General features: G+C 70.3%; 10 protein-coding genes. 6 read left to right on the plus strand and 4 right to left on the minus strand.

Annotation, left to right across the window (positions count from 1 at the left end; all coding sequences use genetic code 11):
• Position 1 precedes the first annotated feature (1 nt).
• Positions 2–625: a papain-like cysteine protease family protein gene (locus ABZ956_RS09495; protein WP_361889463.1), complete on the minus strand. Its 624-nt coding sequence runs from the start codon at positions 623–625 to the stop codon at positions 2–4.
• Between the two features lie 312 nt (positions 626–937).
• Between ABZ956_RS09495 and ABZ956_RS09500 the strand changes: the two genes are divergently transcribed.
• Positions 938–1,879, plus strand: coding sequence for a hypothetical protein (locus ABZ956_RS09500; protein ID WP_361889466.1), 942 nt, complete (start codon positions 938–940; stop codon positions 1,877–1,879).
• A gap of 17 nt (positions 1,880–1,896) precedes the next feature.
• On the opposite strand, the gene ABZ956_RS09505 is transcribed toward ABZ956_RS09500, so the two are convergent.
• Positions 1,897–2,334, minus strand: coding sequence for a Rieske (2Fe-2S) protein (locus ABZ956_RS09505; RefSeq protein WP_361889468.1), 438 nt, complete (start codon positions 2,332–2,334; stop codon positions 1,897–1,899).
• A gap of 84 nt (positions 2,335–2,418) precedes the next feature.
• Here ABZ956_RS09505 and ABZ956_RS09510 point away from each other — a divergent pair, with 84 nt between their 5' ends.
• On the plus strand, positions 2,419–3,336 hold the full coding sequence (locus tag ABZ956_RS09510) for a carbohydrate kinase (protein ID WP_361889472.1): 918 nt from the start codon (positions 2,419–2,421) through the stop codon (positions 3,334–3,336).
• 554 nt (positions 3,337–3,890) lie between these two features.
• Here the strand turns inward: ABZ956_RS09510 and uvrA are convergent.
• Positions 3,891–6,977: an excinuclease ABC subunit UvrA gene (gene uvrA, locus ABZ956_RS09515; protein ID WP_361889475.1), complete on the minus strand. Its 3,087-nt coding sequence runs from the start codon at positions 6,975–6,977 to the stop codon at positions 3,891–3,893.
• 235 nt (positions 6,978–7,212) lie between these two features.
• Between uvrA and ABZ956_RS09520 the strand changes: the two genes are divergently transcribed.
• Both ABZ956_RS09520 and ABZ956_RS09525 read left to right on the plus strand, forming a co-directional pair.
• The gene (locus ABZ956_RS09520) at positions 7,213–7,899 is read left to right on the plus strand and encodes a maleylpyruvate isomerase family mycothiol-dependent enzyme (RefSeq protein WP_361889477.1); all 687 of its coding nucleotides are present in this window, start codon (positions 7,213–7,215) and stop codon (positions 7,897–7,899) included.
• Between the two features lie 9 nt (positions 7,900–7,908).
• Positions 7,909–8,565, plus strand: a complete 657-nt coding sequence (locus tag ABZ956_RS09525) for an MBL fold metallo-hydrolase (RefSeq protein WP_361889480.1) — start codon at positions 7,909–7,911, stop codon at positions 8,563–8,565.
• Between the two features lie 44 nt (positions 8,566–8,609).
• Here ABZ956_RS09525 and ABZ956_RS09530 read toward each other — a convergent pair whose 3' ends face one another.
• Positions 8,610–9,656, minus strand: a complete 1,047-nt coding sequence (locus ABZ956_RS09530) for a terpene synthase family protein (protein ID WP_361889483.1) — start codon at positions 9,654–9,656, stop codon at positions 8,610–8,612.
• A 298-nt stretch (positions 9,657–9,954) separates the two neighbouring features.
• On the opposite strand from ABZ956_RS09530, the gene ABZ956_RS09535 reads away from it, so the two are divergent.
• A complete protein-coding gene (locus tag ABZ956_RS09535; RefSeq protein ID WP_361889486.1) occupies positions 9,955–11,016 on the plus strand; it encodes a polyprenyl synthetase family protein in 1,062 nt (353 codons plus the stop codon).
• Between the two features lie 224 nt (positions 11,017–11,240).
• Complete coding sequence (locus tag ABZ956_RS09540) at positions 11,241–12,029, plus strand: ABC transporter ATP-binding protein (protein ID WP_361890464.1); 789 nt, start codon at positions 11,241–11,243, stop codon at positions 12,027–12,029.
• Positions 12,030–12,089 lie beyond the last annotated feature (60 nt).

Below are 12,089 nucleotides of genomic sequence, written 5' to 3' on the forward strand. Positions count from 1 at the left end.
CTCACGCCCCGATCCGGTAGAGCGAGTGGGTCCAGGCGAACTGGTTGTTGTTGACGTACCAGCTGTGCGACGCCCAGTTGTAGCGGTTGCTGGACGGCCATGGGTCGCCCCAGTAGACCATGCTGCCCGAGTCGTCGTACCCGTAGATGACGTGCATGTGGCCGCCGCCCGACTGCCATCCGATGCGGGTCTCGACGGGACGGCCGGCGTCGATCTCGGCCTTGACGGTCGCGTAGCGCAGCCATCCGCTGACGTACGAACCCCGGTTGATGCCGGCCCAGGCGAGGGCGTTCTGCACATTGCCCAAGGTGGCCTGGTTGTTGGGGCAGGCGGTGCCCTGCGTCCGGTTGAAGGCGGCGTTGCAGAACTGGTTCTGGCTGTACTTGCGGCCCATCCAGGTGGTGATGGTGTTGCCGGAGGCGGCCCAGCACCAGTTCGTCTTCTCCTGCGCCTGCATGCTGATGTCGAGCTTGTTCGTCGCGCGCACAGCGGTCTGTTCGCCGGTCGCCGCGTTCGCCGTTGTGGGGACGACGAGCAGGGCGCCGGCGGCGAGAGCGGCCAGGGGCAGCCGTCTGCCGCGTATGCGGGACTTTCCTGTGTGTGCCGATGCCGAAGCACGGGTCATGTGGCGTTCCTCCCGTGGCGGGGGGTTGGTGGTGGAGGAGCGCATCCGGACGCGTGTGGGGAGCATCGGGTGTTGTCGGGGACTGGTCAACAGGCTTCAATACCGCGTGGGACCACGGTGTGAACAGATCGAATCGGATGTGAACGGCCGGTGCCGGTCCAGGAGGAACGTGACGCTCCCGGCCACCGGCGCCCCCGGCGCGCTAGGTGAACGTTCACATTCACGCGGGGCTTCGCACAGGCCCGCGCGGCGGTGCCGCGCGGGCGTCGGCAGGGGGAGCTTCGCGAAGAGGCGTCACTAAGGAGCGAGCGGATGGCACGCAGCACCCCCCACGCTGCCGAGGCCGAACTGGCGCGGGCGCTGCGCACGGGCCCGTTCCACCTGGCGTTGCGCATGGCGTTGTCGGCGCGCGGGCTCGCCCTGCACCGGGTGCAGCACCGGCTGGCGCAGCGCGGGGTGAAGGTCGGGGTGACGAGCCTGAGTTACTGGCAGCAGGGCGCCCGGCGGCCCTGCCGTCCCGAGTCGCTCAGGGCGGTACGGGTGCTGGAGGACGTCCTGGACCTGCCCCCGCACGCCCTGACCCGGTTACTGGTGGAACCGGCCGAGCGGACGTCCACGGACCGGCCGGCGGCCCGCTCGTACCGCGCGCTGGTGGAGGAGTCCCGTGTCCTGGCACGGCTGCTGGCGGATCTGGAGTCGCCGGAGGACGGCGGCCTGCACACCGTCTGCCAGTTGGAACGCGTGCTGATCGGCGCGCACCGCGAGCTGCGCGCCCGCGACTCGCAGCATGTGGTGCGGGCGCACCGCGACGGGGTGGACCGCTATGTGGCCATCCACCACGGGGACGCGGGCTGCGACCCCGGGCGGGTGGCCGTGCGGGCCACCGACAACTGCCGGGTGGGACGGGTACGGTGGCACACCGCGTCCGGCGTGCTGGTCGCCGAGCTGCTCTTCGACACCCGGCTGCGCTCCGGGGAGACCCACGTCTTCGGCTACGGCTTCGACGACGGTACGGGCGGTACGAGCAGCGAGTACGTGCGCGGCTTCAGCTTCGCGGGCGGCCAGTACGTGCTGCAGGTGCGCTTCGACGACGCCGCGCTGCCGGTCCGCTGCCTCCGCTTCACCCAGTCGTCGGCGGGCGCGCCGCGCTGCGGGCAGCAGGAGCTGACGCTGGCGGGGCGCCACCGGGGGGTGCACCTGGTGGAGCAGGGGGTGCGGCCGGGGATCCTGGGGATCGCCTGGGACTGGTCGTAGCCGCGGGCGCCGCGCCCTCAGGCGTCCGGGCCCGCGATCAGCTTGCCGCCGTCCGCCTTGACGGGAACGGCCGGCAGGGGCACGCTCGCCGGGCCCTGGAGGACCTTGCCGGTGGTGGCGTCGAACGTGCTGCCGTGGCAGGGGCAGCTGACCTTGCCGTCCTCGATCTTGTCGGCGACGCAGCCGGCGTGCGTGCACACCGCGCTGAACGCCTTGTACTGCCCCGCCGCGGGCTGCGAGACGACCAGCCGCTGCTCGCGGTAGAGCCGGGCCCCGCCGACGGGGACCTCGCCCGCCGCCCCGAGGTCCACCGGCGCGGTCGGCACGGCGGGCCCCCTGGTGCCGCCCGTTCCGCCGCCGGCGCAGGCGGTGACGCCGAGCCCGGCGGCACCGGCCAGGGCGGCTCCGCGCAGCACGGTGCGGCGGGATGCCGGCGAAGCAGTGGGGCTGGACATGGGGGGCTCCAACGGGAAGTGCGGCGATGCGACACAGCGACAATACCGGCACCAGTTGCTCCGCTTGCCGAGAGGACTCCGCCCATGATCGTCGTCGCCGGAGAAGCGCTGATCGACCTCGTGCCCGACGGCCCCGGAGGCGACGGCGGCCTCCCGGCCCTGCTGCCGCGGTGCGGCGGCGGCCCCTACAACACCGCCCTCGCCCTGGCCCGGCTGGGCTCGGCCACCGCCTTCTGCTCCCGGGTGTCGGCGGACGGCTTCGGCGAGGCGCTGCTGGGCGGCCTGCGGGTGGCGGGCGTCGACCTCTCCCTGGTGCGGCGCGGCCCGGAGCCCACGACGCTGGCGGTGGCGGCCATCGGCACGGACGGCTCGGCAGGCTACGGCTTCTACGCGGGCGGCACGGCGGACCGTCTCTTCGAACTGCCGGGCCCGCTGCCGGACGGAACCGAGGCGCTGTGCCTGGGGACGTGCTCCCTCGTACTGGAGCCGGGTGCGAGCGCCTACGAGGCGCTGCTGCGGCGTGAGGCCCGGCGCGGGGTGTTCACCCTGCTCGACCCCAACATCCGCCCGCAGATCATCGGGGACGCCGCCGCCTACCGCCGGCGCTTCCTCTCCTGGCTGCCGGACGTGTCACTGCTGAAGCTGTCGGCGGAGGACGCCCGCTGGCTGGGCGGCGAGCCCGCCGACTGGCTGGCGGCAGGCCCGGCCGCCGTCGTCGTGACCAGGGGCGGGGAGGGCCTGTCGGTCCACACGCGGGAGGGAGCCACGTATGCCGTCCCGGCCCAGCGGGTGGACGTCGTGGACACGATCGGCGCAGGCGACACCGTGAACGCCGCCCTCCTGCACCACCTGTCCCGCCTGAACGCCCTGTCCCCCAAGGCCCTGGCGACCCTGGACGGCCCGACCTGGCAGGAAACCCTCACCTTCGCGTCCCGCGCAGCAGCCACGACCTGCTCCCGAGCGGGAGCCCAACCCCCGTTCGCGAGGGAGGTGGGGGCGTAGGGCCCACCCCGCCCGGGGGTCGTCCTGGGGGGGGCGGAGCCGCCGGTTCAGACCCACGCGCCCAGGGGACCTGGGAACGGAGGCGCCGGTTCAGGGCCCACCCCGCCCAGGGGACCTTGGGACGGAACCGCCAGTTCAGGCCCACCCCGCCCAGGGGTCCCGGGGGGCCGGAGCCGCCGATTCAAGGCCCACCCCACCCCGGGACCCGGGGACGGAGTCGCCGCTTCAGGCCCACCCCACCCAGGGGCCCCGGGGGGCCAGAGCCGCCGATTCAGGGCCCGCCCCAACCCGGGGACCCAGGGGACGGAGCCCCCAGTTCAGGCCCACCCCACTCCCGGGGCCCCGGGGCACAGTCCCGGGTCCAACGCCTCCGGCCCGCCCAGGCGCCCGGGGCGGAGCCCCCGGCTCAGGGCCCACCCCACCCCGGGGGCCCGGGGCGGAGCCTCCGGTTTCGGGAAGGGGCGGGGCTGGGGAACTCCTCCCGCCGCAACGGCGGGACGCCCGACGGCGGAGTCCGGCGGTGCCGAACCCTCCGCGGCCGGGCGCCCGCCCACTCAGGCCTTGCGAGCCCTGGTCGCCTTCTTCGCGGCCGCGGCCGGCTTCTTCGCCGCGGCGGTCTTCTTCGCAGCCGAGGCGGACTTCTTCGCCGCCGCACCGGCGGTGCTCGTCCGCGCCGAAACCGTCTTCTTCGCGGCCCCCGCCACCGTCGCCGCGGCCACCGTCTTCTTCGCCGGCGCCCGCTTCGCGGTCTTCCGCGCCGAAGGCGAGGACACCGCGGGCGACGCGGACGCGTCGCTGACGCGGCCGCCCAGCATCTCGCGCAGGAACTTGCCCGTGTGGCTGGCCGGCACCGACGCGACCTCCTCCGGCGTGCCCTCGGCGACGACGAGGCCGCCGCCCGCGCCGCCCTCGGGGCCCATGTCGACGACCCAGTCGGCCGTCTTGATCACATCGAGGTTGTGCTCGATGACGATCACGGTGTTGCCCTTGTCGACCAGCCCGGACAGCACGGAGATCAGCTTGCTGATGTCCTCGAAGTGCAGACCGGTCGTCGGCTCGTCGAGCACGTACACCGTCCGCCCCGTCGACCGCTTCTGCAGCTCGCTGGCGAGCTTCACGCGCTGCGCCTCGCCACCGGAGAGGGTCGGCGCGGACTGCCCGAGCCGTACGTAGCCCAGACCCACGTCGTGGAGCGTGCGCAGGTGACGCGCGATCGTGGGCACCGCCTCGAAGAAGGTGAGCGCTTCCTCGATGGGCATGTCCAGGACCTCGGCGATGGACTTGCCCTTGTAGTGGACCTCCAGGGTCTCCCTGTTGTAGCGCGCACCGTGGCAGACCTCGCACGGGACGTACACGTCCGGCAGGAAGTTCATCTCGATCTTGATCGTGCCGTCGCCGGAGCAGTTCTCGCAGCGGCCGCCCTTGACATTGAAGGAGAAGCGGCCCGGCAGGTAGCCGCGGACCTTCGCCTCCATCGTCTCCGCGAAGAGCTTGCGGACGTGATCGAAGACACCGGTGTACGTGGCCGGGTTGGAGCGCGGCGTACGGCCGATGGGCGACTGGTCGACGTGGACGACCTTGTCGACCAGGTCGTCGCCGTCCACGCGCGTGTGCCGGCCGGGAACCGTCCGGGCGCCGTTCAGCTCGCGCGCCAGGTGGGTGTAGAGGATGTCGTTGACCAGCGTCGACTTACCGGAACCGGAGACACCGGTGACGGCCGTGAGCACGCCGAGCGGGAAGGAGACGTCGATGTCGCGGAGGTTGTTCTCCCGGGCCCCGCGCACGGTCAGCCGACGCGAGCCGTCGACGGGCCGGCGGACGTCGGGGGTGGGGATGGACCGCTTGCCGGACAGGTACTGCCCGGTCATGGACGCCTCGGTCGTCAGCAGCTCCTTGAGGGGACCGCTGTGGACGACCTTGCCGCCGTGCTCGCCCGCGCCGGGGCCGATGTCGACGACCCAGTCGGCGACCTTGATGGTGTCCTCGTCGTGCTCGACGACGATCAGGGTGTTGCCCATGTCGCGCAGGCGCACGAGCGTCTCGATCAGGCGGTGGTTGTCGCGCTGGTGGAGGCCGATGGACGGCTCGTCCAGGACGTAGAGCACACCGACGAGGCCGGAGCCGATCTGCGTGGCGAGGCGGATGCGCTGCGCCTCACCGCCGGAGAGGGTACCGGCGGCGCGGTTGAGCGAGAGGTAGTCCAGGCCGACGTCGACGAGGAACTTCAGGCGCTCGTTGACCTCCTTGAGCACCCGCTCGGCGATCTTCTTCTCGCGCCCGGTGAGCGTCATGTCCCGCAGGAAGTCGGCGCACTCGCTGATCGACATCGCGGAGACGTCCGCGATGGAGCGGCCCTGCACGGTGACCGCCAGGACGATCGGCTTGAGCCGCGTGCCCTCACAGGTGGGGCAGGGCACCTCGCGCATGTAGCCCTCGAAGCGCTCACGGCTGGAGTCGCTCTCGGCCTCCGAGTGGCGCCGCTTGACGAACGGGACCGCGCCCTCGAAGGCCGTGGTGTACGCGCGCTCGCGGCCGTAGCGGTTGCGGTAGCGCACCTCGATCTGGGTGCGATGGCCGTTGAGCAGCGCCTTCTTGGCGCGCTGCGGGAGGCCGGCCCAGGGGATGTCCGTACGGAAGCCGAGCTCGTCGGCGAGGGCGCCGACCAGCCGGTTGAAGTAGTCCTTGGTGTGGCCGTGCGACCAGGGGTTGATCGCGCCCTCGTCGAGGGACTTGTCCTCGTCGGGGACGATCAGCTCGGGGTCGACCTCCATGCGCGAGCCGATGCCGGTGCAGTCGGGGCAGGCGCCGAAGGGCGAGTTGAAGGAGAAGGAGCGCGGCTCCAGCTCCTCGAAGGACAGATCGTCGTACGGGCAGTAGAGGTGCTCGGAGAACATCCGCTCACGCTCAGGGTCGTCCTCGGCGAGGTCGACGAAGTCGAGGATCACCATGCCGCCGGAGAGGCCGAGCGCGGTCTCGACCGAGTCGGTGAGCCGGCGCTTGGCGCTGTCCTTGACGGTGAGGCGGTCGACGACCACCTCGATGGTGTGCTTCTCCTGCTTCTTCAGCTTGGGCGGGTCGGAGAGCTGGATCGTCTCGCCGTCCACCCGGGCCCGGCTGTAGCCCTTGGTCTGCAGGTCGGAGAAGAGGTCGACGAACTCGCCCTTGCGCTCGCGCACCAGCGGGGAGAGCACCTGGAAGCGGCTGCCCTCCGGCAGCTCCAGCACCCGGTCCACGATGGCCTGCGGCGACTGGCGGGTGATCGGCCGCGCGCACTGGGGGCAGTGCGGCTTGCCGATGCGGGCGAAGAGGAGGCGGAGGTAGTCGTAGACCTCGGTGATGGTGCCGACCGTCGAGCGCGGGTTGCGCGAGGTCGACTTCTGGTCGATGGAGACGGCCGGGGAGAGGCCCTCGATGAAGTCCACGTCGGGCTTGTCCATCTGCCCGAGGAACTGCCGTGCGTAAGAGGAGAGCGACTCGACGTAGCGACGCTGCCCCTCGGCGAAGATCGTGTCGAACGCGAGGGAGGACTTGCCCGACCCCGAAAGCCCGGTGAAGACGATGAGGGAGTCACGCGGGAGGTCGAGCGAGACGTTCTTGAGATTGTGCTCGCGAGCGCCACGGACGATGAGACGGTCTGCCACGCCGGTCGGCACCTTTCTTGAGAGTCGGCTCTGGGGGGAGCTGCGGGGTGCGCCGTGCCCCTCGATCCAGAGTACGGGGGGCCTCTGACAAAGCCCGGTTCACACGGATGCAGTAACGGATCCGGCAACGGATGCGGTAAGCGATGCCTCTCCCGACCATATAGCACGCACATTCGATTTACGGGCCGGTTCCACCTTCTTCACCCGAAGGAGTCACCGGACTATCGTCGGCGGCATGATTGATCATGTGCACGACCTGACTGCGGTACGTGAGGCGACCGACCGGCTGCTCGGCGCGGTCGACAAGCTGGACAACGCGGCGGTGGCCGGGCCGTCACGGCTTCCCGGCTGGACCCGCGGCCACCTCCTGGCCCACCTCGCCCGCAACGCGGACGCCCTGGTGAACGTGCTCGAAGGCCGTCCCATGTACGTGAGCGCCGAGGCCCGCGACGCCGACATCGAGCGCGACGCCACCCGCACGCTCGACGCGCACCTGGCCGACCTGCGGGAGAGCGCCGCCCGCTTCCAGCGGGCCGCCGACGCACCCGCCGACTGGAACCGCACGGTCACCCTGCGCAACGGTGTGACCGACCTCGCCGCCCGGGTCCCCTTCCGCCGCCTGATCGAGGTGGAACTGCACCACGTCGACCTGGGCATCGGCTACGAGCCGGCTGACCTGTCCGCCGAATTCACCGCCCGCGAGATCGAGTTCCTGACCGAACGCTTCTCCGGCCACCCCGATGTCCCCGCCCTCCGGCTCACCGCGACCGGCGGCGGCCACTGGAGCACCGGCCGCGCGGAGGGCGAACCCCTCCACGTCACCGGCACCGCCACCGCCCTGCTGTGCTGGCTCGCCGGCCGTGGCGACGCCCCGGAAATCGAAACGGGTGGCGAACCGCTCCCCGTTCTGCCTCCGCTATAGGGTGATCCCATGACGTACAGCGGAGCGGTAGAGGTCGGCGGACCTGCGGACGTACACGAGTTGGCCGATCTGATGATCTCGAAGGTCGCGGTCGGTCCGATGAACAACAACGCTTATCTGCTGCGGTGCCGGGCGACGGACGAGCAGTTGCTGATCGACGCCGCCGCCGAGCCGCACACGCTGCTCGCCCTGATCGGCGACAGCGGCATCGCCTCCGTGGTGACCACCCATCAGCACGCCGACCACTGGGGCGCGCTGCGCGAGGTCGTGGACGCCACCGGCGCCCGCACCTACGCGGGCCGCGAGGACGCCGACGGCATCCCGGTGCCGACGGACGTGCTCGTCGACGACGGGGACACCATCCGCGTCGGCCGGGTGGCACTGACGGCCCGCCACCTGGTCGGCCACACCCCGGGCAGCATCGCGCTCGTCTACGACGACCCGCACGGCCACGCCCACGTCTTCACCGGCGACTGCCTCTTCCCCGGCGGCGTCGGCAACACGCACGACGATCCCAAGGCCTTCGCCAGCCTCATCGACGACGTCGAGACCAAGATCTTCGGCACGCTGCCGGACGAGACCTGGGTCTACCCGGGCCACGGCAACGACACCACCCTGGGCACCGAGCGCCCGCACCTCGCGGAGTGGCGCGAGCGCGGCTGGTGATCCGACGGGGCCGCCCGGACCCGGGGCGGCCCCCACCATCGCGGTCAGTGGGCACGGTCCGCGGCGTGAGGGTTCCTTGGCGCATGGACCGTACCCAGGGGCTTGATGGTGACGGTTCCGGACTTCCGCCCGCTGCCCTCGGAGGCGTCATCGCCGTGGTAGCGGGTCGTCAGGCTGTGGTAGTGGAGATTGCCGCTGATGAGGTGTCCGAGCTCCTTCAGGTAAGCGGGCACCGCCGGATGGACCGCCCCGGCTCCCCCGACGACCTCGGAGCATGTGCGGGAGAACATCTCCTCGGTCTGCCCGATCAGCTCGACAAGCCGGTTGACCGCCCGCTGCAAGGGAAGCGCCTCGGTACGCATGAGGATCCACATGCAGTTCATCGCTTCTCCGGCTTCGTACTCCTTGGGGAAGGAGTAGAGGTCGTTGACCAAGGTCATGTGGTGGATGGCGAGATCCCGGGCCTTGGCCAGGGCCTTGTCGGTGTCCAGCTCCTCCGTGAGGTCGCAGCCGAGGGCGTACTCGGTCTGGCAGGTGGCCCAGTAACCGAAGAGATTCGTCAGCCGCAGCTCCATGTAGTCGTCGAACGGCAGAAGATCGTCGTGAATGCGGGCGTCGGCCTCGGTGACGGCGGACGCGATGACGTCCCGGTAGGCGTCGCGGTAGCGGCCCGCGAGGTCCGGTGACATCTGCGGCCACGCCGGGGCCAGCGCGTCACGCAGCATCCGGCCGGCGTGGAAGCCGGGGTCGACCGGTTCGCCGTCGAGCATGGCGAGCCAGCTTCGCCGCAACGCCCCGGTCCGGTCGAGGCTTTCCTGGATGCCGGGGCGGGAGAACGAGTCGTCACAGATCCCGGCCGGGATCATGATGTTCGGCAAGGTGACGCACCGGTCGTCGAGCATGTGCGGGTAGCACAGGCACGCCCAGTACGCCATGCGCTGCAGGATGTAGCGGTCGGCGCATTCCTCGTTCCCGAAGTACGCGATGAGGTACGGGCGGGCCCACCGATAGCACTCTTCCTCAATCCGCGCGGTCTCCGGATGGCCAAGAAGCGGGAGCCGCATCGGAACGGGCGGCAATTCGAACTGCATACCCGGCGTCAGAATAATGGGGTTGTTGGTGGATGAACTCATCTGATTCTCCGGAAGGTTACTGTGCCGACCCCCCGGCTCATCATGACAGGCGTGGCGAATCCGTCCAACGGAATGCCGAATCCCGTGTCCACCGGAATGGTGCGGCGGTCACCGAACCGGAAGAGTCGATAACCGGCAGATCGGCTTTCTTGTGCCAGTGAGGTGACCTTTCGCCCAATGAGCCGGCGGTGCGCGCCGAGCCCGGCACCATGCGACGGAGACCGCTGTGTTGGCTTGTGCGATGAGGAGGCCGTGCATGACGGGGCTGACCGCGATGGAAACGGATACGACTGCCGACATGGGGCCGTTGCTGGCGTGGGCCCGTGCTCTGGTGTCCCCGGCATTGAGGAATGCCATTGACCGGATGCCCCACCCCGAGTGCCTGATCGCTGGATACCACCGCGGTTGGCACGAGGCGGACGGCAGCCCCCTGCGGGAAATTCCGGCGGGCGAGCGCGGCGGTAAGGCCGTGCGGCCCGCCCTGGTATTTCTGGCGGCACGCGCGGTAGGAGGTTCCGCCGAATGCGCCGTCCCAGGCGCTGTGGCGGTGGAGTTGATCCATGACTTCTCACTCCTGCACGACGATGTGATCGACGGTGACCCGATGCGCCGGCATCAATCTGCCGCCTGGATGGTCTACGGGACGCCCGCGGCGGTGCTGGCCGGTGACGCCCTGCTGGTGAGTGCCCTGTGCACACTGGCCGATTCGCCCACTCCGTTCGCGGACGCGGCGGTGCGCGAGACACTGGCAATGCTGGGCGAGCTCATGGTGGGCCAGAGCCAGGACGTGACCTTCGAAAGCCGCACGGACGTAGGGGTGCGGCAGTACCTGACCATGGCCGCGGGCAAGACGGGCGCGCTGATGGGATGCGCTTGTGCTCTGGGGGGCGTCCTGGCCGGAGCCGGAGAGGAACGGGTTTCCGGGCTGCGGGAGTTCGGCCGCTGCCTGGGGTTGGCCTTCCAGTGCGTGGATGATCTCCTCGGCATCTGGGGCGAGTGCAAAAGGAGCGGCAAGCCGGTCGGGGCGGATCTGGCGGCACGCAAGAAGTCCCTGCCCGTGGTCGCGGCTCTGGCTGACGACGGGCCCGCGGGCAGGCGTCTGGCCGCTCTCTACGAACGCCAGGAGGCGCTGGACGAGGACGGTATCGCGCTCGTGGCCGAGCTCATCGAACGGGCCGGGGGGCGGGAACGGACCGAACTGGAGGTGAAACGTCAGACCGCGGCGGCGATGCGGGCTCTGTCCAGGGCGGAACCGACCGCCGAGGTGTACCAGCAGCTGCACTGCCTGGCCAGACTCCTGACGGACCGCGACCACTGACCGATGCCGTCGGCGGAAAGGGGACGCACTTCCACACGGCGACTCGATTTCCGTAACCAACGGCATTGCCAGTACGTTCCTGTTCAGGGAGTCGCGGCATCGCGCCGCCGCCCCCACCGAGTCGTCAACTGGTGAGAATCGTGGATCGCGAATCCGAACGATATTCACATGAGAGGGGGGATGTGTCCGGCCCCCCGGCCGTCAGCGTGTACGGCTTGCACGTCATGCGCGGAAAGCGCGCCCTGCTCCAGGACATCAGCTTCACGGTGCCACGGGGTGCCATCGTCGGGCTTCTCGGGCCCAGCGGCTGCGGCAAGACCACATTGCTGCGGTCCATCATGGGAATTCAGGCCAGTACGGCCGGTCATGTCCAGGTCCTGGGATTCCCCGCCGGTTCTCCGGTACTCAGCAGCAGGGTCGGCTATGTGACTCAAGCACCGTCCGTCTACGCGGATCTGACGGTTCTGGAGAATCTGAAATACTTCTCCGCCGCCTTGGGCATACGGGGGTGGCGGCGCCAGAACGCCGTGGTCCGCGTGGTGAAGGAAGTGGACCTCGCCGCATACGCCGACAAACCCGTCGCCCGCCTGTCGGGCGGGCAGTACTCCCGGGTCTCACTGGCCGTGGCCCTGCTGGGCACTCCTGAATTGCTGGTGATGGACGAACCGACCGTAGGACTCGATCCCCTGGTGCGCTCGGAGCTCTGGACCGTCTTCAGGCGGCTGGCAGAGGAGGGAACGACCTTGCTGGTCTCCAGCCACGTCATGGACGAGGCGGATCGCTGTGACCGGCTGCTGTTGATGCGCGAGGGCCGGCTCATCGCCGCGGCGGGACGTGAGGACCTGCTGTTGCACACCGGCTGCATCAGCGTCGAGGAGGCGTTCAAATATGTGGTGACCTCGGCGGCGAAGGCCGAAGCCCGGCCGCGGCCGGCCGATGAGCACATTCCGGCGATCGCCGATGTCCTGCCTCATCCCCGCACTCCTTACTTCGCCTCGGACACAGACCGGTGACCCCGGATCATTCCGCCCTGCCCCCGCTGCGGGGCCGTTCGCTGCCCTTTTCCCCGAGCA

It is taken from the genome of Streptomyces sp. NPDC046261, assembly GCF_040646235.1.
In the GTDB taxonomy this organism is placed as follows: domain Bacteria; phylum Actinomycetota; class Actinomycetes; order Streptomycetales; family Streptomycetaceae; genus Streptomyces.